This is a genomic window from Pantoea sp. PvP021 (assembly GCF_054056055.1).
Genome location: NZ_JBSRXX010000001.1, coordinates 1,645,553 through 1,671,500, shown reverse-complemented (window position 1 = coordinate 1,671,500; position 25,948 = coordinate 1,645,553). Strand labels below are relative to the sequence as shown.

Below are 25,948 nucleotides of genomic sequence, written 5' to 3'. Positions count from 1 at the left end.
GCTCAGGGTTGATGAACTTATGACCAGTTGAGCCGTAAGTGAAGCGGCAGGGCGCATTTTCCTGTCTATAATGCTTACAGGAAAAGTGTTTAATTGGTGAGGGGAAAGGAAATGAAAATTATTCTGTGGATTATTGCGATCATTTTTATCGTGGGATTACTGACCCTGACAGGGGTGTTCAAACTGATTTTCTGATATCTGTTAACGCTTAAGCAACAGCGGGCACCTAATCAGGTGCCCGCAATGTTTTCTGGCTGGCCGACAGAGCGTCTGTAATGGGATCCATCGGCGTATTGGGCAGCAGATCCTGTGAGCCCAGAGGTTTCTTACAGTATGCGCAGCAGGCACCATGAAAGTTTCGCTGGCCCTCGCGGTAATCAGTAAAAACGAATCGGGCGCTTCCACATTGACCGCAACGTATCTTCATCACCATCCTGTGTCTCCCCCTCCTTTTACTCAGCATTAACGGATGCCTGTGCCTGACCGGTTAAGCGGACTTTATCTATTGCGCGGCAATATTATTTCGCACTGCGATAAGAAAAGTAGTTTCTTATGCTTTTGATTGTTTGTTGCCAAATGCGCATCCGGCCACTAAAAAGCATTTCATTGATCCAGATCAGTGTTTATTAGTTGTTGGCTAAAATATCCGCGAATAGCCTGCCATGACTGATGATAATGGCATAGCCGACTCATTTTTTTTGGCGAGGGAGCGGGATCTGCGCCAGTGAATTTAAGATTTATCGTACAATAAATAGCCACTGGCAGGACGCAGGCCTGAAAAAGCAGAAAAACGGGTTTAAGGTCATGGGACTTACCGTCCGGATGATAGAAAAAAATTGACCTTTTACCGGCGTAAACGTCATTAAGAACAGGAATATATCTTAATCAGATTTTTCTTTTAAACGTCAGTAACGTAACCGCTTAAAATTAAAAAGGGTTTCGTTTCCAGCAGGTTAGCGACCGATACCTGCTCTGCGCCTGATACGCGTTGAGCGATGTTTCGCAAGTCGAAAAGCAGGAAAGTGTGATGGATGTACAGAATGTCGATATTTATCACTTTTTCATCAAATCATGCTGGACAAATCCCTCAGCAATTGCTGTACTAGACCCCGACACAGTTTAGTGTCCATTTTTCATGTAAAGGTAATATAGATGTCTAAGATCAAAGGTAACGTTAAGTGGTTTAATGAATCTAAAGGATTCGGTTTCATTACTCCTGAAGATGGCAGCAAAGATGTATTCGTACATTTCTCTGCAATCCAGAGCAACGGCTTCAAAACTCTGGCTGAAGGTCAGCGCGTAGAGTTTGAAATCACCGACGGCGCTAAAGGCCCATCTGCTGCTAACGTTATCAGTCTGTAAGTTAACAGTCAGAATTCTAAAAACCCGCCTTATGGCGGGTTTTTTTATGGCTGTAATCTGCGCTTCATCCCCCCTGTCGTACTCTCACTCTCGGCGTGTTGCCGCACAAACTGCGCGGCGGTTCACACTAAATAACCGTAACATATTTATAACAACCCGATATGCAGCTTTTTGGCTTGCGACGCTATATAACTGTGCGACAGAACCCGGTGAGTGAGGAGGCAGGATGAACATACGTCAGGCAGAGTTGAAAGACAGTTTTGCGTTGAGTGCATTACTGAGCGAGTTAGGCTACGGCGGCACTGAAAGCTTCATTGAACAGCGCCTGGCGCAGTTATGCAGCGATCCCAGTGAAGCGCTGTTGGTGGCTGAACATGGCAGTCAGGTGCTGGGGTTTCTCTCCTTACATTTTATTCCTCAGCTGGCGCTGGCCGGTGATTTCGCCCGCATCAGCTATTTCTGCATTGCAGAAGGTGAGCGCAGTAAAGGCGTCGGCCAGCAGCTGATTCAGCATGCTGAAATGCTGGCGGCTCGTCGTGGCTGCGATCGCATGGAAGTCCATTGCCATCAGTCACGTCTCAAGGCGAACCAGTTCTACGCCCGTGAAGGCTATGTTGAATCCCCCTGTTATCTCATCAAAGATCTGCAAGCGAGTTAAATTCCCGTCCGCTGGCGATGACCAGCGCCCCGGCAATCATCTCCCGCTGTTCATCCCTGAGGCTGGCGATACTGACGCGAATAAATTGGGTTGGGCCGAGCCGACAGCGCTCGCCTGGCACGACCGCAATACCGCGGGCAGCCAGCGTGATCATGGCAAACTGCTCTGAAGTCACCGGAATATAGAGGCTTAATCCGTCGCGAAGCGGCAGATCAAGCCCACGCTGTGCCAGCGCCGCGAGCAACGCTTCACGCCGTTGCCGGTAGGTCGCGCGTGCGGTGGCGATCTGCCGTTGCGTTTCCTCATCCTCCAGCAGCCACGCCACCGCATCCTGCAGAATGCGGCTGGTCCAGCTGACGCCAAAATTTCGCCATGACTGAATGCGCCTGACCATCTCCGAGGTGGCAGAGAGCACTGCCAGCCGCAGGTCCGGTCCATAGGCTTTGGAAAACGAACGGACGTGCAGCGTGCGTTCAGGAAAGATTGAACCCAGGCTCCAGCTCGCCTCCGCGGAGAGATCGCCAATACCATCATCCTCAACGATCAGTGTGTTGCTCTGTTGCAGAACCTGCGCCATTGCCTGACGTCGCGCCGGGCTGATGCTGTTCCCGGTGGCCGAGTGGGTGCGGGGCTGATAGATCAACATTACCGGTGCCTGCTCCAGCAGAAGAGAAAGAACCTCTGGCAGCGGGCCTTGATCATCACACGCCAGCGGCAGAATCTCTGCGCCGACGTTATCCAGTATATCGAGCAGCCGGGTCGCGGTCGGATCTTCAATAATCACGCGGTCTCCCGGCGAGACCAGGGTTTGCACCAGCAGATTCATCGCGTCAAAACCGCCATCTGTCGCCAGAAACGCCTCTGCAGCATAGGGCCAGCGCGGCGCGATCGCCTGAAGCAGCGGCGCGGAAATCGCCTCACGGGTGTAGCTGTTGAGCTGCGGTGAGTGCAGGGCCGCCTGCAGCGCACGCTGCAGGTCAGGCAGCAGGGCGGGGTCGGGCGCGGCGAGGGTCAGATCGGCGCGGATGTTATCACCGTAGTTGCCGATCTTCTCAAAGCGAATCGGACGCGGCATCACCGTATTACTACTGACCCAGACACCACTGCGCCCCTTGCCCGCCAGCACTTTCTGCTTTCTTAGTTGCGCCCAGGCAGCAGAAACGGTTGCCGGGCTGACACCCAGCTGCTCCGCTATCTCCCGCACCGCAGGCATCTGCATACCTGTCGCGATCTGTCCGTCACGAATCAGCGCGGAGGCTGCCTGTGCAATGCCTTTCACTGAAGGCGATTTTATCTGGCTGCAAAACCAGTTGAGGTCGACGCTCTCTGTCATAAGAAAATACTTTGTTCAGTAACAAATTAATGATTGTTCAGGTAAGTATTCCGGATCTAGTATCAAATTCAAGCACTATTTTATGCCCCGTCCCGACGGTGCAGCGTAAACGGAGAGATCATGGCAAGGCTACTCATCAGACTGGCGGTACGCGACTGGGACTACTTCACCCCGCTGGCGCTGGGCGATATCAGACCAGAAGGTTTTGAACTGCAGATCGACCGCGTCGGCACACTTGTGAATGATCTGGCGACCAGCCCCGACTATGACGCGGGCGAAGTCTCCTTCAGCCGCTATGCTCAGGGCCGGGCCAGAGGAGACGAAACACTGCTTGGCCTGCCACACTTCCTGATGCGCGGCTTCCGCCAGCGCTGCATTATCACCAGCAGCAGCAGCCCCATCACCACGCCTGCGCAGCTGAAAGGTAAGAGAATCGGCGTCACCGGCTGGCAGGATTCGGGCAATACCTGGACACGCACGGTGCTGCGTGAAGCAGGCGTCGAAATCGATGATGTGTTCTGGTATGCCGGTCGTCTTACTGCCGATCATCCGATTGTCGATCGGCTGGCGGGATTTGGCCGCCCGGGCCGCATTGAACCCGCGCCTGACGAACGACCGCTGATAGAGATGCTGCAGGCGGGTGAGCTGGATGCCATCTTCACGCCATTTATGCCGGAGGGCTTTTTCCTGCCGGGTTCAGGATTACGGCAGCTACAGACCGATTTTTATCAGGCGGAACGGGACTACTTTAATCGTGTCGGCTATGTGCCAGGCATCCACATTCTGGCGCTGAAACCGGCACTGGCGGCGGAGCATCCGTGGCTACCAGCGGCGTTAAGTGAGGTCATCGATCGCTCTTACCGGCTGTGGATGCAGAAAAGAGAGAAATATGCCGACACCACGCCGTGGCTGCTGGACGATTTGCGACGCACTGCGCAGGAATTGCCCGCTGACTGGAATCAGAATGGTTTTAGCGTTAACAGAAAGATGATTGCGGACTTTGGTCGCGAGCTCTATGAGCAAGGGCTGACTCACCAGGTACTGACGCCGGAAGCAATGTTTCCGGCCGCTGCGGGAGAAGAGAAATGATGAAAGTAGCACTGGGACAATTTGCGGTGAGCCGCGAATGGCAGGAGAACGCCCGTATCTGTCTGGACTTAATGCAGCGGGCAGCAGAAGGTGGCGCCGATCTGCTGGTACTGCCGGAAGGGGTGCTGGCACGTGATATAGCCGACCCCGATTTAGTGCTGAAGGCGGCGCAGCCGCTGGATGGTCCTTTTCTGAGCCAGCTGCTGGCCGCCAGCAAGCACACTGCGCTGACCACCATGATGAGCATTCACGTTCCCACCGGCGAGCAAAAAGCGCTCAACGTGCTGGTAGCGATCCGCAACGGTGAGATCATCGCCGCCTATGAAAAGCTGCATCTGTACGATGCCTTTGCGATGCAGGAGTCGCAGCGGGTCAATCCCGGCCACGTCATTCCGCCGCTGATTGAGGTCGCGGGTATGAAAGTCGGATTAATGACCTGCTATGACGTGCGCTTCCCGGAGCTGGCGCGTCGGCTGGTGCTGGATGGTGCAGAGGTGCTGGTGCTGCCTGCCGCCTGGGTTAAAGGTCCGCTGAAAGAGATGCACTGGGAACTGCTGACCCGCGCCCGCGCGCTGGAGAACACCTGCTATATGGTGGCGGTGGGGGAGTGCGGCCCGCGCAATATCGGCAACAGCCTGGTGGTCGATCCGCTGGGCGTAGCGGTGGCGAATGCGGCGGAATCGCCGGCGCTGCTGTTTGCCGATCTCGATCCTGAGCGCGTCGCCTATGCCCGCCGGGTTCTGCCGGTACTGGAAAACCGGCGCTTTGCCCGTCCCGAACTCAACTGATCCGCTGAACCAGGAATCCATTATGACGAAGAGAGCAACCGCCTTAATCGTGGCGCTGGGGCTGACTGCATCCCTGGCGCAGGCTGCCGACGCTATTCCGGTGCAAAAAGTTGACCAGGCCCTGCATGACAGGCTGCCGGATGAGATCAAAAAATCGGGCAAAATGATTTCAGTGAATAACGGTTCATTTCCGCCCTATGAAATTGTGAATGGCCCGCACTCAATGGAGGGCGCGTCGGCCGAATTAACGACTGCACTGGCACAACTGCTGGGTGTGAAGATCGAGCATGCGACGGTGAGTGGTTTATCGGGCGTACTCACCGGCATCAATGCGGGTCGTTATCAGCTGGCAATTGGGCCGATTGGTGATTATCCGGACCGTCAGCAGAAAGTGGATTTCATCGATTTTGTGCAGGAGTTCGTGGTGTTCGGCGTGCAGAAGGGCAATCCGGCCAGAATCAATCAGCTGGACGACACCTGCGGCAAGCGCATTGCTGTCATGGCCGCTGGCTCTGCGGAACAGGTTATCCGTAAGCAGTCAGCCCGGTGTGTGGCCGACGGGAAACCGGCCGTGACGGTGCAGGCCTTTACCGATCAGCCTTCATCAATTCTGGCGGTACGCTCTAAACGCTCCGATGCGTTCTTCTCATCACAGGCGCCGCTGACTTACTTTGTTAATCAGGCGAAAGGGCAGCTTGAGCTAGCGGGCAAAGGGCAGAAAAACGGCTTTGGCGATATTTTCCAGGGCACGGTGGTGCCGAAAGGCTCGCCGCTGGGTCAGGTGGTGCTGGATGCCTACAAAGAGCTGTATCAGAACGGGACGTATGCGGCCATCATGAAAAAGTGGCAGCTTGAGGGCAACATGACCACCGCACCCGGACTGAATCTGGCGAAAGAGGCCAGCAAATGAGCCCGCCGCGCCATCTGCACAGCGGTGACAGAGGCGAGGCACAGCTGCGCGACGTGGCGTTCGCTCGCAGCGCCCCCACTTACGGACGCTGGATCAGCTGGATTTTAGTGCTGGTGATCGGCACCAATCTGTTGTGGCTGGTGGCGACCAACCCTAACTTTGAATGGCAGGTGGTGCTCAAGTGGTTTACTGAAGGATCCGTGCTCAAAGGGTTGCAGGTCACTCTGGGGCTGACAGTGGTGTCGATGGTGCTCGGCACGCTGCTCGGTCTGCTGCTGGGCGTCTGGCGGCTCTCTGAGAACCGGTTGCTGCGCGGCATTGCCGGACTCTATATCTGGTTCTTTCGTGGCACGCCGCTGCTGGTACAGCTGATCTTCTGGTACAACCTTTCTACGCTGTTTCCGGCGCTGTCGCTGACGCTGCCGTGGACCGATATCACGCTGGCTAGCTGGAATACCAACGATCTGATAACCCCGCTGACGGCCGCTATTGCCGGGCTGGCGCTGAATGAAGCGGCCTATATGGCGGAAATTATTCGCGCCGGTCTGCTGTCGGTGGATAACGGTCAGGTAGAGACTACCCAGGCCTTTGGCATGAGTCGTTCACGGGCGCTGCGGCGCATCATCATTCCGCAGGCGATGCGATCGATTATTCCGCCTACCGGCAACCAGTTGATCAGCATGATCAAGGCGACGTCGCTGGTCAGCGTGATCGCAATGGGCGATCTGCTCTATTCGGTGCAGGCGATCTACAACCGTACCTTCGAGATCATCCCGATGCTGATGGTGGCGGTGATCTGGTATCTGCTGATCACCTCGATCCTCAATCTGGGCCAGTCCGCCATCGAGCGTTACTACGCGCGTGGCACTCGTCGGGTGGCCAGCGCCCCCAGACGCGCCACCATCGCGGCTAACGTGCAACCCCAGCAGGAGGAGCAATGAGTCAGCGTGAACCCCTGGTCTGCGCCCGCAACGTGCAGAAGAATTACGGCGACAATCAGGTTCTGAAAGGGATCGATCTGGATGTCTGGCCCGGTGAAGTAGTGGTGATCCTCGGGCCATCTGGTTCCGGTAAATCCACGTTTCTGCGCTGCATCAATCATCTTGAAGAGATGAACGCCGGATCGATTCGGGTCGGCGATGAGCAGATCGGGTATGTACTTAAAGGGCATGTGCTGCACCGGTTGTCGCCACGCCAGATCGCCCGTCAGCGTCAGAAAATTGGCATGGTGTTTCAGCAGTTCAATCTCTACCCCCATATGACCGTGCTGCAGAACATCACTGAAGCGCCCATCGGCGTGCATAAATTCCCGCGTCAGGAGGCGATGGCCCATGCCCGATCGCTGCTGGCGACGGTGGGGTTAAGCGATAAAGCGGACGCCTGGCCACGTCACCTCTCGGGCGGACAGCAACAGCGTGTGGCGATTGCGCGGGCGCTGGCGATTAAGCCGCAGCTGATGCTGTTTGATGAGCCGACCTCCGCGCTCGATCCGGAACTGGTGGGCGAAGTGCTGGCGACCATGCGTGCCCTGGCCGACCAGGGATTAACGATGATTGTGGTGACTCATGAGATTAGCTTTGCGCGGGAAGCCGCCGATCGCGTGGTTTTTATGGATGGGGGGGTGGTGGTGGAGCAGGGCACGCCTGAAGAGGTGATCGCGAATCCACAGCATCCGCGCACCCAGGCGTTCCTGAGTCGCTTCATCTGAGATCTTACTCTGTTACAGATTCCAGTTGTCGCCGCAGGCAAACTGCGCGTAAATATCAGTCACCGTGATTCGATAAAGTTGAAAGGTTAAATATGGAAGGTATCAGTATTGCCAAGCTGCTGATTATCGGTGCGCTTATCGTACTGCTTTTTGGTACCAACAAGTTGCGCTCACTGGGTGGCGATCTGGGCTCCGCAATCAAGGGCTTTAAAAAAGCCATGAAAGATGAAGATACCAGCGCAACCCGAACTGCGGCTGAAGACGTGCCGGCAGAACGCGTCGTTCATAAAGATTAATCGGTTATTTGCTGCAAATAACTGTTACTTTTTATTTCAGGCACAGATAAAAAAACCAGACTGGAGACAGTCTGGTTTTTTGTTTTTCGGGCTTTCTAAAGCAAAAGCGTGCTTATTTCACTTCTTCGCCTTTGGCCTGCATATCCGCATGATAGGAAGAACGGACAAACGGACCGCACGCGGCATGGGTAAAGCCCATTGCCATCGCTTCTTCTTTCATCTCATCGAACTCAGCCGGGCTGACGTAGCGCTGAACCGGCAGGTGGTGGCGGCTCGGCTGCAGATACTGGCCCAGCGTCAGCATGGTGACACCGTGGCGACGCAGATCGCGCATCACCTCAACGATTTCGGCATTGGTTTCGCCCAGGCCCACCATCAGACCCGATTTTGTCGGGATGTGAGGATGCGCCTCTTTGAAACGTTCAAGCAGCTTCAGTGACCACTCGTAGTTCGCGCCCGGACGCACCTGGCGGTAGACTCGCGGTACGTTTTCCAGATTGTGGTTAAACACATCCGGTGGCGTCGCGGTAAGAATCTCCAGCGCGCGATCCATACGGCCACGGAAGTCCGGCACCAGCGTTTCGATTTTGATCGTCGGATTTTTTTCGCGAATCGCGCTGATGCAGTCGGCAAAGTGCTGTGCGCCACCATCACGCAAATCATCGCGGTCAACCGAGGTGATCACCACGTAGCGCAGGCCCATATCGGCAATCGTCTGCGCCAGTTTAGCGGGTTCGTTAGCGTCAGGGGCATTGGGGCGGCCATGTGCCACATCGCAGAACGGACAACGACGGGTACAGATTGCGCCAAGGATCATAAAGGTGGCGGTGCCGTGGTTGAAGCATTCGGCGAGGTTAGGACAGGATGCCTCTTCACAGACTGAGTGCAGCCCGTTTTTACGCATCGCGGCCTTAATGCCCTGAATACGACTGGAGTCAGCTGGCAGCTTGATTTTCATCCATTCCGGCTTACGCAACATCTCCTGCCGTTCAACAGCCACGGTTTTCACCGGGATCAGCGCCATTTTGTCTGCGTCACGATATTTGACGCCGCGTTCCATCTGAATTGGTTTACTCATAAATCAGCAGGTTCCGGTCGGATTGCGATTTGAAAGCGTTCCCACTCAAACCGGGAAGGCTGCTTTCAACTTTATTTGAAAAAAGTGCAAAAATTATATCATCACATCGCCTGCGAAGCAGCCACAGTCAGCGCGGATAAGTTACATATTTGTAAATTCGCATTCTGCGTTAAGGTTTAACAGGGAGATCCCCTGAAATCCATTCAACATTTTCATAACCTGACAGCCGCGCAAACGCGCTGACCAGCGGAGAGTGTACCTGCTCCGTCGTCACCTCTGGCTGGAAATTTTTCAACTGGGTCATGCTCATGCCGGCGTAACCACAGGGATTGATGCGCAGGAAGGGCGACAAATCCATAGCAACATTCAGCGCCAGACCGTGAAACGAGCAGCCTTTACGGATGCGTAATCCCAGTGAACAGATCTTCTCTTCCCCGACGTAGACGCCAGGTGCATCAGCACGGGCGCGGGCGCTGACGCCAAACTCTGCCAGGGTGGCGATAACCGTCTCTTCCAGAATGGTCACCAGCTGGCGTACGCCGAGCTTACGGCGTTTTACATCGATCAGGACGTACATCACCTGCTGTCCTGGCCCGTGATAGGTGACCTGACCCCCACGGTCACTCTGCACCACCGGGATCTCGCCTGGCATCAGCAGATGCTCTGCTTTGCCCGCCTGACCCTGAGTAAAGACCGGAGGATGTTCAACCAGCCAGATTTCATCACGACTCTGGTCGTTGCGCTGGTCGGTATAGTGATGCATGGCGTCGGAGACAGATTGCCAGTCGCGCAGACCTGACTGGCGGACAAGAAGAGTTTCAACTGACAAAACGAAAGCCCGCTAAAGGAAATAACGCTGAGGATAACGTCGGCAAACCGTCAGGCAGAGGCGCCTTGCCGACCCGTAAATTACAGTACCATCCGCACAATTTCGATGTTGCCCAGCTCTTCGTACAGGCGTTCTACCTGCTCGATGTGGGTGGCGGTGATAGTGATGTTGACGGAGTGATAGTTGCCTTTGCTGCTCGGCTTAACTTCAGGGCTGTAGTCGCCTGGCGCATGGCGTTGCACCACTTCAACCACTTGATCAACCAGCTCCGGTTGTGCCAGACCCATTACTTTGTAGGTAAATGGGGTAGGAAATTCGAGCAGCTCATTCAGTTTGGTTTTCATATTAACTCCGGTGCATAAAAAACAGGCTCCCGCCTGAGCGGGAGCAACATAATATCGTGTAATGGGGGCGAAGGGGTGATTTTTCAATCACCCGCCACGCTTAACCGAACCAGTGATGGAACATCAGCTTGATGTAATCAACGATACGGCCAAAGAAACCTCCTTCAGAGATCTCGTTCAGCACCACCAGTGGACGCTGTTCGATAGTCTTGCCATCCAGCTGGAAGTTGATGCTGCCGACCACCTGATTTTTCTTCAGTGGTGCATGCAGTTCCGTGTTGGTCAGCACATAGCTGGCTTTCAGATCTTTCATGCGGCCACGTGGGATGGTCAGGTAAGCATCTTTTTCCACGCCCAGCTGCACACGGTCGTTATCGCCGAACCAGACTGGCTCAGAGGCGAACTCTTTGCCCGCTTTCAGTGGCGCCACGGTTTCAAAGAAACGGAAGCCCCAGGTCAGCAGTTTCTTACTCTCGGTCTCACGGCCTTTATAGGTATGACCGCCCATCACAGCAGAAATCAGGCGCATCTGGCCTTCAGTCGCAGACGCCACCAGGTTGTAACCGGCTGAGTTGGTATGACCGGTTTTGATGCCGTCCACATTCAGGTTGGTATCCCACAGCAGACCGTTACGGTTCATCTGACGGATATTATTGAAGGTGAACTCTTTCTCTTTATAGACAGCATACTCTTCCGGCACGTCACGGATCAGCGCCTGACCGATCAACGCCATATCGCGCGCGGAGCTGTACTGACCTTCCGCGTCCAGACCATGAACGGTCTGGAAGTGGGTATTCTGCAGGCCAATCGCTTTGACGTAATTGTTCATCAGATTAACGAACGCATCCTGGCTGCCAGCGACATAGTCAGCCATCGCAACACAGGCATCGTTACCGGACTGCAGCACAATCCCACGGGTCAGCTGAGAGACCGGCACGCGGTCGCCTGGCTTCAGGAACATCAGCGAGGAGCCTTTGAACACCGGGTTGCCGGTCGCCCAGGCATCCGGGCCGACGGTGACCATATCGTCCTGATGAATTTTACCCGCTTTAACGGCCTGACCAATGACATAGCTGGTCATCATCTTGGTCAGACTGGCAGGATCGCGGCGTGCATCGGCATTTTTCTCTGCCAGCACTTTGCCTGAGTTGTAGTCGATAAGGACGTACGCTTCGGCATCAATGTCCGGCACGCCCGGAATCATGGTCTTGAGATTGACGTCATCAGCAATAGCAGCATGGCTGAGAGAGAAAGCGATCAGTGATCCCACTGTCAGGCGTTTCAGCAAACGAGATGATTTCAGCGTGTTCATGTGTAGGACTACAACATCCGTGAGTTTGAGGTTGAAAATGTCACTCATCATACCCAATGCCAGATTAACTGGCACCGGACGTGATGATTGGGTTGTTAGCAGACGTAACGTGCAGCTGTCTGACAAACGGTTCAGCGACGCGTGTTAGTAATAAATGAGGCGGCCTGGCCTTCACTGCTCAGACGCTGTTGCAGCGCAGCCGCTTCGGCGCGGGAGGCGTAACCGCCGAGCTGAACGCGATACACATTGTTGCCCGCGTCTTCTACCTTACCGGGCACGCCATAACGCTGGCTCAGGCTTTTCATCATCTGCTGGGCACGCGCCGGGTCATTCAGCGCACCGACCTGCACCACATATCCGTCGGCACCACCACTGCTGGCTGCAGGCGCGGCGCTGGCTGCTGCGGGAGCAGCATTGCTGACTGCCGGTGCGGAACTGGCGGGTGCGGCGGCTGGCGGTTCATTACCTTCCAGTACGCCGGTTGCTAATGGCTGGGGTGCACCAAGAAAGCCGCTGCTCTGCACCGGCGCGCCCATGTTGTCACCGCTTTGCAGCGTACTGTTGCTGATGGCCTCAACATTTTGCGCAGGCGGCTCTGAGGGGGCTGCGCTGCCGCCGTTCATCACCGCGCCACCACTCAGGTCCGGACGGGCAGGCAGAGAGTAGCTCTGTTTTGCCACGACGGTCCCGATGGTGCCGGGGCCAGAGAGCGTGCCGTCTGGGGCGACCTTGATGTAATCAACCCGCACGCGCGAATTGTTGGAGATATTCAGGCGGTCACCGGCAGCCCGCGACAGGTCGATAATGCGTCCTGGCGTGTAAGGGCCGCGATCGTTAACGCGCACCACAATCTGACGGCCATTCGCGATATTGGTCACGCGCACATAGCTCGGCAGCGGCAGAGTAGGGTGGGCCGCGGTCAGCGCATCAGGATCGTAGGCTTCGCCGGTGGCGGTGCGGTTGCCCTGCGCCTCTTCACCGTACCAGGTGGCCAGGCCGACTTCACTGTAGTTCGACGGATCTTTGATGACGCGATAATTTTTGCCGTTCACGCTGTAATCCTGGCTGGTGCCCGGATTGATCGGCTCATAACGTGGCTCAACGCCTGGAATCTCCACCACCGGTCCATTGTAAGCCGGTTGCGGCGGCGCCGTATTTTGGGATTCCGGCGTGGTACAGGCCGCCAGAACCAGTGATGCCAGTGCAACGCCAAGCCATTCCTTACGCATCTGCAGCCTCTTAGACACTTTTAGATAACATTTTTCGGTGAGTGTGGATCGACATCACAATGCCAAATCCCGCCATAAGCACGATAAGCGCGGAGCCGCCATAACTGACCAGCGGCAGCGGCACGCCAACTACCGGTAAGATACCACTAACCATGCCAATGTTAACGAAAACATAAACGAATAAAATCAGCATTAAACCGCCCGCCATTACCCGGCCAAAGGTGGTCTGCGCCCGGGCTGCCACCACCAATCCCCGCATGATCAGCAGCAGATAAAGGGCCAGCAGCAGCAGCACGCCAACCAGGCCTAACTCTTCGGCCAGAACCGCAAAGATAAAGTCAGTATGACGTTCCGGCAAAAACTCCAGCTGAGACTGGGTGCCCTGCAGCCAGCCTTTACCGCGCAGGCCTCCTGAGCCAATAGCAATTTTCGACTGGATAATGTGATAACCCGCACCCAGCGGGTCCGTTTCCGGGTCGAGCAGCATCATCACGCGGTCACGCTGATAATCGTGCATCAGGAAAAACCACAAAATCGGGATAAAGGCGGCGACCAGCAACACGGCTACGCCAATCAGTTTCCAGCTCATACCCGAGAGGAACAACACAAACAAGCCGGAGGCGGCAATCAGAATCGAGGTGCCGAGATCGGGCTGTGCCGCCACCAGCAGGGTGGGCAGGAAGATCAGAATCAGCGCAATGCCGGTATTTTTCAGCGTTGGCGGACAGACATCGCGGTTAATAAAGCGCGCCACCATCAAAGGCACCGCTATCTTGGCAATCTCAGAGGGCTGAAAACGCACAAAGCCGAGATCGAGCCAGCGTTGAGCGCCTTTACTGATCTGCCCAAAGGCATCCACCGCCACCAGCAGAATGACACAGACAATATAAAGATAGGGCGCCCAGCCTTCATAGACGCGCGGCGGTACCTGCGCCAGCACAATCATGATGACCAGCCCCATCGCGATCTGACCGAGTTTACGCTCCATCATGCCGGGGTCCTGACCACTGGCGCTCCAGATCACCACAGCGCTGTAGGTCAGCAGGCCGAGAATGATCAGCATAAACAGCGGATCGATGTGGATGCGCATCCAGATCGAACGTTTCTGCGGACTATCTTGCATCGACATGTTTATTCACCTTCATAACCGGGCGGCACAGGAGCGGCGTCCGGCAGGACTGTATTGTTATCACCCAACATAATGTGATCCAGAATCTGGCGCATGACGGTGCCGACAGCCGGACCGGCGCCACCATTTTCCAGGATAATGGTCACGGCGACCCGAGGTTTGTCATAAGGGGCAAACGCGGTCATTAATTTATGGTCGCGTAATCGTTCAGCAATTTTATGGGCGTTATAGGTTTCGTTCTCTTTCAGGCCAAAGACCTGAGCCGTACCGGACTTGGCGGCGATTTTATAGGGCGCATCGGCGAAGCTCTTGTGCGCGGTGCCGTTGGGCCGGTTCGCCACGCCATACATGCCATCTTTGGCAATTTCCCAGTAGCCGGAATGGATATCACCAATCGGGGCTTCAGGCGGCTGGCGATAGGGCACCAGGGTGCGGCCTTCGCGGGTGGCGCGCAGCATATGCGGCACCTTGACGACGCCGTCGTTGATCAGAATCATCATCGCTTTGTTCATCTGCAACGGCGTAGCGGTCCAGTAACCCTGTCCGATCCCCACCGGAATGGTATCGCCCTGATACCACGGCTTTTTAAAGCGTCTCTGTTTCCAGTCACGGGTCGGCATGTTACCGGCGCTCTCCTGCGGTAAATCGATGCCGGTACGGCTGCCGTAACCAAATTTATTCATCCACTCCGACAAACGGTCGATGCCCATGTCATAGGCAACCTGATAGAAGAAGGTGTCGGCAGACTCTTCCAGCGCTTTGGTGACGTTCAGACGCCCGTGGCCCCATTTTTTCCAGTCGCGGAAGCGTTTTTCTGAACCAGGAAGTTGCCACCAGCCAGGATCAAACAGGCTGGTATTACGGTTAATCACGCCAGCACTCAGGGCAGAGACCGCCACATAAGGTTTAACCGTCGAAGCCGGTGGATAGGCAGCCTGAATCGCACGGTTATAGAGCGGACGGTTTTCATCTTCCAGCAGGCCGCGGTAATCCTTACTGGAAATACCGTCGACAAACATGTTGGCGTCATAGCTGGGCGTTGAGACCATGGCGAGGATTTCGCCGGTGCGTGGATCGCTGACCACGACGGCCGCGCGACTGCCCGCCAGCAGGGTCTCGACATATTGCTGCAGTTTGAGATCGATAGTCAGATAGATATCACGGCCTGCCTGAGGGGACTCCTCATGCAGCTGGCGAATGACCCGGCCACGGTTGTTGACCTCAACCTCTTCAAAGCCGGTTTTGCCGTGCAGCAAATTTTCGTAATAGGCTTCAATGCCCAGCTTACCGATGTCGTGCGTCGCGGCGTAGTTAGGCCATATGCCCTCTTTGTCGAGGCGTGCAACGTCACGATCGTTGATTTTTGAGACGTAGCCGACCACATGCGTCAGTGTGGCACCGTAAGGGTAGTAGCGGCGCTGGTAACCTTTAACTTCCACGCCGGGGAAGCGGTACTGATTGACCGCAAAGCGCGCGACCTGCACGTCATTCAGACCGGTTTTAACCGGGATAGAGGTGAACCGACGCGAGCGTTTACGCTCTTTCTGGAAGTTTTCGAGGTCGTCGTCAGTCAGCTCAAGAATCGGGCGTAAGTTTTCCAGGGTCTGTTGCAGATTATCAACTTTTTCCGGAACCAGTTCTGCCTGATAAATAGTGCGGTTCAGCGCCAGCGGCGTGCCGGTACGATCGTAAATTATGCCGCGGCTGGGGGCCACAGGCACCAGTTTGATACGGTTCTGGTTGGAGCGGGTGCTGTAATCATCAAAGCGAAGGATCTGCAGGTGGTAAAGGTTAACCACCAGTACTGAAGAGAGCAGTAAGATACCGACGAAGGCGATAAAGGCCCGACGGACAAAGAGTTTCTGTTCGGCGCTGTAATCGCGAAAGGCGTTGCTTTGTAATTTCATCCGCTACTTGTCATGTCTGATGTGGGCTGATCGGTCATTCACGATGATAAGGATGATTTGTCGTTATGCTCCAGGCCCGATACAGACTTTCGGCTACCAGCACGCGCACCAGCGGATGGGGCAACGTCAATGCTGACAGTGACCAGCTCTGCTCTGCCGCCGCTTTACAGGCGGGGGCCAGGCCTTCAGGCCCGCCAATCAGCAGGCTGACATCGCGACCATCCAGCTTCCAGCGTTCAATCTGCTGTGCCAGCTGCGGGGTTTCCCACGGATGACCAGGAATATCCAGCGTGACGATGCGATTGCCTTTGCCGACCGCCGCTAACATCGCTTCACCCTCTTTTTCAAGAATGCGTTTGATATCAGCATTTTTACCGCGTTTACCTGCGGTCACTTCGGTCAGCTCAAGCGGCATATCTTTCGGGAAGCGGCGCAGATATTCCATAAAACCGGTCTGCACCCAGTCAGGCATTTTCGTGCCGACGGCAACAAGTTGCAGTTTCACCGATTAGCCCCAGAGTTTTTCCAGCTCATACAGCTGGCGACTCTCTTCCTGCATCACATGCACGATGACATCACCCAGATCGACCACGACCCAGTCTGCCGCGCTTTTACCTTCAATGCCTAATGGCATCAGGCCTGCTAAACGCGACTCCTGCTCTACGTGTTCTGCGATCGAAGTCACATGACGCGTGGAGGTGCCGGTGCAGATGATCATGAAATCGGTGATGCTGGATTTGCCCTGAACGTCGATGGTGACAATGTCCTGGCCTTTGAGATCATCAATCTTATCAATAACGAACTCTTGGAGTGCTTTACCTTGCAAAAGGTTCCCCTTGGAATCTGGTGGTAACGAGCCGGCTGTAAGCCCGGAGAGTGCAGCCAAAAAATTAAGCGGCGTAGTATAGCATGCCCGGATCAGTCGCGATATAAGCCTTCGCGGTCGATATAATCGATAACCGCAGCGGGCAACAGATCGTCGCAGGGCTGATTCTGGTGGCGACGGCGGCGAATTTCCGTGGCCGAAATGTCATAGAGAGGGGTGTCCGCCAGCCAGATATGGCCTGCGGGCTGCTGATGCAGCTGCCGGATATCCTGAGCGAGGTGTTGCTCAAGCCAGCGCTGCATGTCAGGCGAGTCGAACCGGGTCGGATAGCCGGGGCGCTGGCACACCAGCAGATGGCAGAGTGACAGCAGATCCTGCCAGCGATGCCATTTTGATAAGCTCAGCAATGAATCCTGACCAATAATAAATCCCAGCGGCTGCTCTGCACCGCGTTCGGTGCGCCAGGCTTCCAGGGTGGTCACGGTCCAGGACGGCGTGTCGCGTTCCAGCTCGCGGGTATCGATCTCAAACAGCGGCAGGTCGCGGATAGCGCAGCGCAGCATAGCAACCCGCTGAGCAGCGCTGGCTTCCGGTTGCGGACGATGCGGCGGCACATTGTTGGGCAGCAGCGTCACACGCTGCAGGCCGGTCTGTTGCGCCAGCACTTCGACCGGGCGCAGATGGCCAAAATGAATCGGATCAAAGGTGCCGCCAAACAGTGCGTGTAACTCAGACATGGGCAAAGCTCGTCGGAAAAGCACGACTGCTGAGCAGCAGCGTCAGGGTCTGTAACTGCGGCCACACCGGCTGTCCATAATCCTGCTTCAGGGTGATTTCAATCTGACTCAGCAGATGAATGGCGCGTTGCAGACGCGTGGCATCCACTCGTTGCAGCGCGTCGGTAAACAGCGCACGGCGATTCTGCCAGATGCGCTGCTGATCCATCAGCGTACGCAGCGGCTGCGCTGTCTGGTGGCGTTGCAGATGCAGCAGCGTCAGCAGATCACGCTGCAGCGTACGCAGCAGTATCACCACTTCGCTCTCTTCTTTCTCCAGCTGATGCAGAATATGCAGGGCGCGGCGGCTTTTTCCCGCCAGCAGGGCATCCACCCAGTGGAAAGGAGTAAAGTGCGCGGCATCACTGACCGCCTCTTCAACCCGGGGCAGGGTCAGCTTGCCGTCGGGCCACTGCAGCGAGAGCCGCTCCAGCGCCTGCGCCAGCGCCAGCAGATTGCCTTCGTAGCAGTAACACAACAGTTGCACGGCCGCGTCATCTACCGATAACTTCAGCGCCTTAGCACGATTAACGACCCAGCGTGGCAGTTGCGCCTGTTCAGGCGTCTGACAGGGCACCAGTACCGCAGAGGCGGACAACGCTTTAAACCAGGCGCTGTTTTCCTGCGCTTTGGTCAGCTTCGCCATCCGGCAGATCAGCAGAATATCGGCGTGCAGCAACTGCGACAGCTTAACCAGCTGTTCTGCCATCGCGGCGTTGGGGCCATTATCGGGGAATTGCAGCGTCATGGTCTGACGCTGAGCAAACAGACTCAGTGACTGGCAACTGACAAACAGGCTCTCCCAGTCAGTCTGTGCATCCAGCGTAAAACTAAAATGTTCTTCGAATCCCTGCGCGGTTGCGGCGACGCGAATCGCATCTGAACTTTCCTGCAGCAGCAGCGGTTCGTTACCGGCTAACAAATAACAGGCGCGCAGCCCCTCACGGAGCTGCGCGCTGAGTTGCTCAGGATAAATCCTGATCATTGCAGGCTGGTAGCAGAGGAAGTGGGCGCTTCCTGTGAACCCTGACCCGGCACCGGAATCACTGACGCCGGTAAGGTCTCTTTGCTGTTGATCTGCGCGGCGTGTACCGTCAGCAGTTTACGTACCAGCTGCTCAGCAGCACGCTGACGCATCTCCTGCGTAATCAGATCCTGCTCGGCATCTTTTGCCAGCGCAGCGTTAGGGTTATCGAAGAACGAGCGATAAACCGTGGTGCTGATAGGATAGATACCTTTGCCCGGCAGCAGCACCTGTGCGGTGAGGGTCATCACCAACTGATACTCGGCAGTGGTGCCGCTGATAAAGACCGAAGCCGTGTTACGGCCCGAGGATTCAGGCCCCAGGCGCAGCGTTGGAATATCGGTGCGATTCTGTTTGCTGTCTTCAACAATTTTGACATCGTTGATACGCAGCTGCTGACGCACAGTACGCGCCAGCGGCCCATAAGGATCGCCGGTTGAAACAATCAGGGTTTTCAGTTCGCTGGGCACCTGAGTGGTGCCGCGCGGATGAAAACCACAGCCAGCGGTGATCACCACCGCCAGCATGACAAACAGCCTGATAATCGGATGTCGCACAGTTCCTCCTGAACTTAACCTACGACCAGGTTAAGCAGTTTGCCCGGTACATAAATGACTTTACGGATAGTCACGCCGTCCAGATACTTCGCTACCAGATGCTCCTGCGCAGCGCGTGCCTGAACCTGTTCCTGTGTTGCATCGGCTGGCACGGTGATTTTACCGCGCACTTTACCGTTAACCTGAACCACTACCAGCAGCGAATCTTCAACCATAGCGGCTTCATCCGCAACCGGCCAGCTCGCTTCATCGATAGTGCCTTCGCCACCCAGCGTCTGCCACAGAACATAGCAGGCGTGCGGGGTAAACGGATAGAGCAGACGGACGATGGCCAGCAGCGCTTCCTGCATCAGGGCGCGATCCTGCTCGCTTTCCTGCGGGGCGCGTGCCAGTTTGTTCATCAGCTCCATGATCGCCGCAATGGCGGTGTTGAAAGTCTGACGACGGCCAATATCATCTGCCACTTTGGCGATGGTTTTGTGCAGATCGCGACGCAGCGATTTCTGCTCGTCATTCAGGCTCTCCACATCCAGTGCCACGGTCGCACCTTTCTGTGTGTGCTCGAAGACCAGCTTCCAGACACGTTTCAGGAAGCGGTTCGCCCCTTCAACGCCCGACTCCTGCCACTCCAGCGTCATATCCGCCGGTGAAGCAAACATCATAAACAGACGCACGGTATCCGCGCCGTAACGCTCAACCATCAGCTGTGGGTCGATGCCGTTGTTTTTCGACTTCGACATTTTGCTCATGCCCGCGTAGATCACTTCGCGGCCCTGCGTGTCTGTGGCTTTAACAATGCGGCCTTTCTCATCCCGCTCAACCTCAACGTCAACCGGTGAAACCCAGTTACGCTCGCCGTTGGCACCAAGGTAGTAGAAGGCGTCAGCCAGCACCATGCCCTGGCACAGCAGACGTTTGGCTGGCTCATTGGAGTTCACCAGGCCCGCGTCACGCAGCAGCTTGTGGAAGAAGCGGAAATACATCAGGTGCATGATGGCGTGTTCAATACCGCCCACATACTGATCGACCGGCAGCCAGTAGTTTGCCGCTGCCGGATCCAGCATGCCTTCCTTGTAGCTGGCGCAGGTATAACGCGCGTAGTACCAGGAAGACTCCATGAAGGTGTCAAAGGTGTCGGTTTCACGCAGGGCAGGCTGGCCGTTTACCGTGGTTTTAGCCCACTCCGGATCCGCTTTGATTGGGCTGGTAATGCCATCCATCACCACATCTTCCGGCAGGATCACCGGCAGCTGGTCTTCTGGTGCAGGCATGACGGTGCCATCTTCCAGCGTCACCATCGGGATAGGGGCACCCCAGTAGCGCTGACGGGAGACACCCCAGTCGCGCAGGCGGTAGTTCACTTTACGCACGCCCACGCCTTTTGCCGCCAGCAAATCCGCGATGGCGTTAAAACCGGTGGCGTGATCCATGCCGTTAAACTCACCTGAGTTGAACAGCGCACCTTTGTCAGTCATCGCCGCGATGCTGACATCAGGAATGGAACCATCCAGATTCAGGATGACCGGCTTAATCGGCAGATCATATTTAGTGGCAAACTCCCAGTCGCGCTGATCGTGCGCCGGAACCGCCATCACAGCGCCGGTGCCATATTCCATCAGTACGAAGTTGGCAACCCAGACCGGGATAAGCTCGCCGGTCAGTGGATGAACAACAGACAGGCCGGTCGCCATGCCTTTCTTCTCCATGGTCGCCATATCGGCTTCGGCCACTTTGGTATTGCGGCATTCAGCGATAAAGTCAGCCAGCGCCGGATTATTGACCGACGCCTGGGTCGCCAGCGGATGGCCTGCGGCAACAGCAACATAGGTTGCGCCGATAAAGGTATCCGGGCGGGTGGTGTAGACAGTGACCTTCTCTTCGCTGTCAGCCACATCGAAGGTGATTTCGACACCTTCAGAGCGGCCAATCCAGTTACGCTGCATGGTTTTGACCTGCTCAGGCCACTCTTCCAGCGTATCCAGATCGTTTAGCAGCTCCTCCGCATAATCGGTGATTTTGATAAACCACTGCGGGATCTCTTTACGCTCAACTTTGGTGTCGCAGCGCCAGCAGCAGCCGTCAATCACCTGCTCGTTCGCCAGCACCGTCTGATCGTTCGGGCACCAGTTCACGGCAGAGGTCTTTTTATAGACCAGGCCTTTTTCATACAGTTTGGTAAAGAACCACTGTTCCCAGCGATAGTACTCTGGCTGGCAGGTTGCCAGTTCACGACTCCAGTCATAGCCAAAGCCCAGCAGTTTGAGCTGGTTTTTCATGTAGGCGATATTGTCGTAAGTCCACGGGGCCGGAGCGGTGTTGTTTTTCACCGCAGCGCCTTCCGCAGGCAGGCCGAAAGCATCCCAGCCAATCGGCTGTAGTACGTTTTTGCCGAGCATACGCTGATAACGCGCGATTACGTCGCCGATGGTGTAGTTACGAACGTGGCCCATGTGCAGGCGGCCAGAAGGATAGGGCAACATGGAGAGGCAATAGTATTTCTCTTTACCTTCCTGCTCAGTCACTTTAAACGTTTCGTTTTCATCCCAGTGCTGCTGCACACGGGATTCAATTTCTTCCGGGCGGTATTGCTCTTGCATGGCTGCCTGTGGTCCTTTATGAAAAACATTTTTCTGGCTCTAAGATCCGCATAGCATACCCATAAGGCCGCGTATCAACAACACTTCCCACTTTTGCCGGCACGATTTCTGCCGAAAGCGTCAGAGCCTTCACCCTTTTGTAATTCACTGTACAGACGACACGGCAAAAGCAACATTACGACTAAACTTAGTTCAGCGAGGGTCTGCATAAAGGAGAACAAAATGAATAAAGTGGCTCAGGAATATCGCGAGTCGTTAGCCGTATTGACCGAACGTCTTCGTCAGGGCGATCGTAACCTTGATGAGCTGATTGCCGGGCGACGAAGCCAGTTGCTGGTGCGTGATGATATGACGGAACAGGAGATTGACCAGGCGCTCAGCTCAGTGCGCCGTGATCTGGGCGAGTTTGCACGCAGCTACACCGATGTGGAAGAACCGCTGGCGGACTCACTGTTTATGCGCATCATCCGCGAGAGCGTCTGGAAAGAGCTGGCGGATATCACCGATAAAAGTCAGCTGGAGTGGCGAGAGGTCTTCCAGGATCTGCATCATCACGGGGTTTATCAGAGCGGGGAAGTGGTGGGGCTGGGCAATCTGGTCTGTGAGAAATGCCAGTTCACCCGGGCAATCTACACGCCTGAAACGCTGTCACGTTGTCCGGAATGCGGCAACGATCAGTTCCAGCGTCAGCCGTTTGAACCCTGATAGTGCGGCGTAGCTAAATGAAGCGGGCCACCCTGGGTGACCCGCCTGTTCGTCAGGTTTAGTGCAGGATTTTTGCGAGGAAATCTTTAGCGCGCTCAGACTGTGGGTTATTAAAGAAGTCATCTTTGTTGGTGTCTTCGATAATTTTCCCTTCATCCATAAAGATCACGCGATTGGCAACCTTACGGGCGAAGCCCATCTCATGGGTCACCACCATCATCGTCATCCCTTCCTGTGCCAGTTCAACCATCACATCCAGCACTTCGTTGATCATTTCCGGATCCAGCGCGGAGGTGGGTTCATCAAACAGCATCGCGATAGGGTCCATGCAGAGCGCTCGCGCAATCGCCACACGCTGCTGCTGACCGCCTGAGAGCTGGCCGGGAAACTTCTCAGCATGGGCGGAAAGACCCACACGCTTCAGCAGCTTCAGCCCTTTATCGCGGGCTGCCGCTTTGTCGCGCTTCAGCACTTTTACCTGCGCCAGAACCAGGTTGTTGATAATGCTCAGATGCGGAAACAGCTCGAAGTGCTGGAACACCATCCCGACCTGGCTGCGAAGCTGCGCAAGATTAGTCTTTTTGTTATTCACCTCGGTGCCGTTCACCGCAATCACGCCCTGCTGAATCGGCTCAAGGCCGTTCACCGTTTTGATCAGCGTTGATTTACCGGAGCCGGACGGGCCGCACACCACCACCACTTCACCGGTTTTGACGTCGGTTGAGCAGTCGGTCAGCACCTGAAAGTGACCATACCACTTAGAAACATTTTTCAGGCTAATCATTTAAACCGTCCTTTTTCTTTTTAGATAGCTGACCAACAGCGATGCGCTCAGGCTGATAACGAAGTAGACCAGACCTGCAAACAGAACCATTTCAACCTGGGTGCCATCACGCTCACCAATGGTGGACGCGGTACGGAAGAAGTCCGCCAGGCTTAAGACATAAACCAGCGAGGTATCCTGGAACAGCACGATACCCTGCGTCAGTAACAGCGGAACCATGGCGCGAAACGCCTGTGGCAGGATGATCAGTCGCATTGCCTGCCACTGCGTCATGCCCAGCGCCAGAGCCGCACTGCCCTGTCCACGCGAGATACTGATGATGCCGGCGCGAATAATTTCAGAGTAGTACGCCGCTTCGAACAGCGAAAAGGCGACCATGGCTGAAATCAGTCGGATATCCGTTTTGGGCGACAGGCCCAGCACCTGCTGCAGAAAACTCGGCACGACCAGATAGAACCACAGCAGCACCATGACCAGCGGCACTGAGCGGAACAGGTTGACGTAAATTTTAGCGAACCAGCTGATAGGCTTAAACGTCGACAGGCGCATCACCGCCAGCAGAGTGCCCCACAGGATGCCGAAGACCACGGCGGTAATCGTGATCTTAAAGGTGATCACTAAGCCATTAAGCAGATAGGGCAGGCTGGGTGTAATCGAACTCCAGTCAAACTCGTACATTACTTGCCTCCCGCATTGCCTGGCAGCCGGACTTTGCGCTCGACCAGACTCATCAACAACATAATCACCAGGTTAATCGCAACGTAGGCCAGCGTAATGGCGGTAAAGGATTCATAGGCGTGGGCAGAATAGTCGAGCAGTTTGCCCGCCTGCGCCGCCATATCGACCAGACCAATGGTGGAGGCGATAGCGGAGTTCTTCACCAGGTTCAGCATTTCCGAGGTCATCGGCGGCACAATCACGCGATACGCATTCGGCAGCAGCACATAGCGATAGGTCTGCGGCAGGGTTAAGCCCATCGCCAGACCGGCATTCTTCTGTCCACTCGGCAGTGACTGAATCGCTGCGCGCACCTGCTCGCAGACGCGGGCGGCGGTAAACAGGCCAAGACAGATCATCGAGGAGAGGAAGAACTGAATGTTGGGATCCAGCTCAGACTTAAACCACATGCCAAGCTTTTCGCCCACCAGCTCGGGCGCCACCAGATACCAGAAGAAGAACTGGACGATCAGTGGGATGTTACGAAACAGTTCGACATAGCAGGTGCCAATGGTCGACAGCAGGCGATTAGGCACGGTGCGCAGAATGCCGAAAAATGAACCCACGCAGAAGGCGATAATCCAGGCGCAGCAGGAGACGGCAATTGTCACCTGAAAACCGGACCACAGCCAGCCGAGGTAGGTCGTGTTACCGAACGGGGCCTGTTCGAGGAATATGCCCCAGTTCCAATCGATACCCATAACGAGCTCCGGAAAAAAAGGGTAGCTAAGCTACCCTGAAGATTGATGAACGGCGTTTTATTTCCTGACTCAGGGGAACGACCCGTGTCAGTCTGTCTGTCCATGCCGCGGTTTCAGCAATCGAGAGGGCAGCCAGGCCGCCCTTGTTATACCCGTCGTCTTTCAGGCTGCATTTTTGTTGGCTACATTCACTCACCCGAATAACTTACCGGAGTAGGCTCATCGGGAGTCATTTTTCTGCTGCCTCAATGCAATCTGAAATCCATTGGGTATTTTTTTGTTAATTCAGTGCTTTATCATTTGGTGTTTTGAACAGCGCTTTCATGTCATCAGAGAGCTCAAAGTTCATGTTCAGGTTCTTTGGTGGAATCGGCTGTTTGAACCAGGTGTCGAACCATTTTTCTGCCTGGCCAGAGGTCTGGGCTTTAGCAATGGTTTCATCCACCAGCGCTTTGAACTGCGGATCATCTTTACGCAGCATGCAGCCATAGGCTTCTTTTGACTGTGGCGTGCCCAGAATTTCCCAGTTGTCCGGCTTTTTGGCTTTGGCGCGTTCGCCTGCCAGCAGGGCATCATCCATCATAAAGGCCACGGCACGACCGGTTTCCAGCGTACGGAAGGAGTCACCGTGATCTTTTGCGCTGATGATGCGCAGATCCAGTTTCTGTTCGTCGTTGAGTTTGTGCAGCAGCACTTCAGAGGTGGTACCTGAGGTCACCACTACGGTTTTGCCTTTCAGGTCAGCGAAATCTTTGATCGGGCCATCTTTCTTCACCAGCAGACGGGTGCCGATAACAAAAATAGTGTCTGAGAAGGCGGCCTGTTTCTGGCGCTCAAGGTTATTGGTGGTCGAGCCACACTCATAATCGTAGGTGCCGTTTTGCAGCAGCGGAATACGGTTTTGTGAGGTGATCGGGATCATTTTGACCTGCAGATCAGGCTTGTTCAGCTTTGCTTTAATCGCTTCAACGATGGCGTTTGAGTAAGCCTGTGAGTAGCCGACGACTTTTTGCTGGTTGTCATAATAAGAAAAGGGAACTGATGATTCGCGATGCCCGACCACAATGACGCCATTGTCATTGATCTTCTTCAGGGTGCCGCTGAGATCTTCCGCCTGGGCCGCTCCCGCCGCTGCGCTGATCAGCAGAAGAGATAATGCCACTTTGCGTAGTTGCATGTTCCAACTCCTTCGTATGAAAAAGGCACAGGATATAACCTGCGCTGATTATGATGTTGTGTCTGTTTTCTGCTGCGTTTCTGCTCATTCTGCGGTTTAAACGGGCGCAGAA

At 55.3% G+C, this 25,948-nt stretch carries 28 protein-coding genes; 10 read left to right on the top strand and 18 right to left on the bottom strand.

Annotated features, from left to right (window positions below; genetic code table 11):
• The first annotated feature begins 111 nt into the window (after positions 1–111).
• The 3 genes from ACVKSX_RS07770 (at position 112) to ACVKSX_RS07760 (ending at position 2,020) form a co-directional block, all read left to right on the top strand.
• Positions 112–195 carry a small membrane protein YohP gene (locus ACVKSX_RS07770; protein ID WP_019105993.1) on the top strand — a complete coding sequence of 28 codons (84 nt, stop codon included), beginning with the start codon at positions 112–114 and terminating at the stop codon, positions 193–195.
• A 957-nt stretch (positions 196–1,152) separates the two neighbouring features.
• The gene (gene cspE, locus ACVKSX_RS07765; RefSeq protein ID WP_006118399.1) at positions 1,153–1,362 is read left to right on the top strand and encodes a transcription antiterminator/RNA stability regulator CspE; all 210 of its coding nucleotides are present in this window, start codon (positions 1,153–1,155) and stop codon (positions 1,360–1,362) included.
• Between the two features lie 226 nt (positions 1,363–1,588).
• Positions 1,589–2,020, top strand: a complete 432-nt coding sequence (locus ACVKSX_RS07760) for a GNAT family N-acetyltransferase (RefSeq protein WP_010258992.1) — start codon at positions 1,589–1,591, stop codon at positions 2,018–2,020.
• On the opposite strand, the gene ACVKSX_RS07755 is transcribed toward ACVKSX_RS07760, so the two are convergent.
• Positions 1,998–3,353, bottom strand: a complete 1,356-nt coding sequence (locus ACVKSX_RS07755; protein ID WP_033771120.1) for an aminotransferase-like domain-containing protein — start codon at positions 3,351–3,353, stop codon at positions 1,998–2,000. The genes ACVKSX_RS07760 and ACVKSX_RS07755 overlap by 23 nt on opposite strands.
• Positions 3,354–3,473: 120 nt before the next feature.
• Between ACVKSX_RS07755 and ACVKSX_RS07750 the strand changes: the two genes are divergently transcribed.
• The 6 genes from ACVKSX_RS07750 to tatE all read left to right on the top strand — a co-directional run bounded on the left by ACVKSX_RS07750 (position 3,474) and on the right by tatE (position 8,144).
• The gene (locus ACVKSX_RS07750; protein ID WP_022626059.1) at positions 3,474–4,442 is read left to right on the top strand and encodes an ABC transporter substrate-binding protein; all 969 of its coding nucleotides are present in this window, start codon (positions 3,474–3,476) and stop codon (positions 4,440–4,442) included.
• Entirely contained in the window at positions 4,442–5,230 is a 789-nt protein-coding gene (locus ACVKSX_RS07745) for a deaminated glutathione amidase (protein ID WP_132499506.1), read from the top strand. Before ACVKSX_RS07750 ends, ACVKSX_RS07745 begins: the two co-directional genes overlap by 1 nt.
• Positions 5,231–5,252: 22 nt before the next feature.
• On the top strand, positions 5,253–6,140 hold the full coding sequence (locus ACVKSX_RS07740) for an ABC transporter substrate-binding protein (RefSeq protein WP_010671270.1): 888 nt from the start codon (positions 5,253–5,255) through the stop codon (positions 6,138–6,140).
• The gene (locus ACVKSX_RS07735) at positions 6,137–7,081 is read left to right on the top strand and encodes an amino acid ABC transporter permease (RefSeq protein WP_089414485.1); all 945 of its coding nucleotides are present in this window, start codon (positions 6,137–6,139) and stop codon (positions 7,079–7,081) included. The genes ACVKSX_RS07740 and ACVKSX_RS07735 overlap by 4 nt, the downstream gene beginning before the upstream one ends.
• Positions 7,078–7,848, top strand: a complete 771-nt coding sequence (locus ACVKSX_RS07730; RefSeq protein ID WP_045140679.1) for an amino acid ABC transporter ATP-binding protein — start codon at positions 7,078–7,080, stop codon at positions 7,846–7,848. Before ACVKSX_RS07735 ends, ACVKSX_RS07730 begins: the two co-directional genes overlap by 4 nt.
• Before the next feature lie 92 nt (positions 7,849–7,940).
• Positions 7,941–8,144 (top strand): twin-arginine translocase subunit TatE, encoded by a 204-nt coding sequence (gene tatE / locus ACVKSX_RS07725; RefSeq protein WP_010671272.1) that lies wholly within the window; start codon positions 7,941–7,943, stop codon positions 8,142–8,144.
• 112 nt (positions 8,145–8,256) lie between these two features.
• Here tatE and lipA read toward each other — a convergent pair whose 3' ends face one another.
• From lipA to leuS, 13 genes are all read right to left on the bottom strand, one after another.
• Complete coding sequence (gene lipA, locus ACVKSX_RS07720; RefSeq protein WP_010258979.1) at positions 8,257–9,222, bottom strand: lipoyl synthase; 966 nt, start codon at positions 9,220–9,222, stop codon at positions 8,257–8,259.
• Between the two features lie 169 nt (positions 9,223–9,391).
• Positions 9,392–10,051, bottom strand: a complete 660-nt coding sequence (gene lipB, locus ACVKSX_RS07715; protein ID WP_029519432.1) for a lipoyl(octanoyl) transferase LipB — start codon at positions 10,049–10,051, stop codon at positions 9,392–9,394.
• Between the two features lie 80 nt (positions 10,052–10,131).
• Positions 10,132–10,395 (bottom strand): DUF493 family protein YbeD, encoded by a 264-nt coding sequence (gene ybeD / locus ACVKSX_RS07710; protein WP_003854030.1) that lies wholly within the window; start codon positions 10,393–10,395, stop codon positions 10,132–10,134.
• Between the two features lie 100 nt (positions 10,396–10,495).
• The gene (dacA, locus tag ACVKSX_RS07705; protein ID WP_010258977.1) at positions 10,496–11,707 is read right to left on the bottom strand and encodes a D-alanyl-D-alanine carboxypeptidase DacA; all 1,212 of its coding nucleotides are present in this window, start codon (positions 11,705–11,707) and stop codon (positions 10,496–10,498) included.
• Between the two features lie 131 nt (positions 11,708–11,838).
• Positions 11,839–12,936, bottom strand: a complete 1,098-nt coding sequence (gene rlpA, locus ACVKSX_RS07700) for an endolytic peptidoglycan transglycosylase RlpA (RefSeq protein ID WP_354438515.1) — start codon at positions 12,934–12,936, stop codon at positions 11,839–11,841.
• A gap of 10 nt (positions 12,937–12,946) precedes the next feature.
• Entirely contained in the window at positions 12,947–14,059 is a 1,113-nt protein-coding gene (gene mrdB / locus ACVKSX_RS07695) for a peptidoglycan glycosyltransferase MrdB (protein ID WP_010258973.1), read from the bottom strand.
• Between the two features lie 8 nt (positions 14,060–14,067).
• A complete protein-coding gene (gene mrdA, locus ACVKSX_RS07690) occupies positions 14,068–15,972 on the bottom strand; it encodes a peptidoglycan DD-transpeptidase MrdA (protein WP_010258971.1) in 1,905 nt (634 codons plus the stop codon).
• A 34-nt stretch (positions 15,973–16,006) separates the two neighbouring features.
• Positions 16,007–16,477 (bottom strand): 23S rRNA (pseudouridine(1915)-N(3))-methyltransferase RlmH, encoded by a 471-nt coding sequence (gene rlmH, locus ACVKSX_RS07685; RefSeq protein WP_010258969.1) that lies wholly within the window; start codon positions 16,475–16,477, stop codon positions 16,007–16,009.
• A 3-nt stretch (positions 16,478–16,480) separates the two neighbouring features.
• Positions 16,481–16,798, bottom strand: coding sequence for a ribosome silencing factor (gene rsfS / locus ACVKSX_RS07680; RefSeq protein WP_010258968.1), 318 nt, complete (start codon positions 16,796–16,798; stop codon positions 16,481–16,483).
• 92 nt (positions 16,799–16,890) lie between these two features.
• Entirely contained in the window at positions 16,891–17,535 is a 645-nt protein-coding gene (gene nadD / locus ACVKSX_RS07675; RefSeq protein WP_010671275.1) for a nicotinate-nucleotide adenylyltransferase, read from the bottom strand.
• Entirely contained in the window at positions 17,528–18,559 is a 1,032-nt protein-coding gene (holA, locus tag ACVKSX_RS07670) for a DNA polymerase III subunit delta (RefSeq protein WP_010671276.1), read from the bottom strand. The genes nadD and holA overlap by 8 nt, the downstream gene beginning before the upstream one ends.
• Entirely contained in the window at positions 18,556–19,155 is a 600-nt protein-coding gene (lptE, locus tag ACVKSX_RS07665; protein ID WP_010258965.1) for an LPS assembly lipoprotein LptE, read from the bottom strand. The genes holA and lptE overlap by 4 nt, the downstream gene beginning before the upstream one ends.
• A 14-nt stretch (positions 19,156–19,169) precedes the next feature.
• Positions 19,170–21,752, bottom strand: a complete 2,583-nt coding sequence (gene leuS, locus ACVKSX_RS07660; protein WP_124889779.1) for a leucine--tRNA ligase — start codon at positions 21,750–21,752, stop codon at positions 19,170–19,172.
• Positions 21,753–21,974: 222 nt separating this feature from the next.
• On the opposite strand from leuS, the gene ACVKSX_RS07655 reads away from it, so the two are divergent.
• A complete protein-coding gene (locus ACVKSX_RS07655; protein WP_010258963.1) occupies positions 21,975–22,457 on the top strand; it encodes a zinc ribbon-containing protein in 483 nt (160 codons plus the stop codon).
• A gap of 58 nt (positions 22,458–22,515) precedes the next feature.
• Here the strand turns inward: ACVKSX_RS07655 and ACVKSX_RS07650 are convergent, their stop codons facing one another.
• The 4 genes from ACVKSX_RS07650 to ACVKSX_RS07635 all read right to left on the bottom strand — a co-directional run bounded on the left by ACVKSX_RS07650 (position 22,516) and on the right by ACVKSX_RS07635 (position 25,836).
• Positions 22,516–23,241 (bottom strand): amino acid ABC transporter ATP-binding protein, encoded by a 726-nt coding sequence (locus ACVKSX_RS07650; protein WP_010258962.1) that lies wholly within the window; start codon positions 23,239–23,241, stop codon positions 22,516–22,518.
• The gene (gene gltK / locus ACVKSX_RS07645; RefSeq protein ID WP_010258961.1) at positions 23,242–23,919 is read right to left on the bottom strand and encodes a glutamate/aspartate ABC transporter permease GltK; all 678 of its coding nucleotides are present in this window, start codon (positions 23,917–23,919) and stop codon (positions 23,242–23,244) included.
• Positions 23,919–24,659 carry an amino acid ABC transporter permease gene (locus ACVKSX_RS07640; protein ID WP_010258960.1) on the bottom strand — a complete coding sequence of 247 codons (741 nt, stop codon included), beginning with the start codon at positions 24,657–24,659 and terminating at the stop codon, positions 23,919–23,921. The genes gltK and ACVKSX_RS07640 overlap by 1 nt, the downstream gene beginning before the upstream one ends.
• 280 nt (positions 24,660–24,939) lie before the next feature.
• On the bottom strand, positions 24,940–25,836 hold the full coding sequence (locus ACVKSX_RS07635) for an amino acid ABC transporter substrate-binding protein (protein ID WP_010258958.1): 897 nt from the start codon (positions 25,834–25,836) through the stop codon (positions 24,940–24,942).
• Positions 25,837–25,948: the final 112 nt, after the last annotated feature.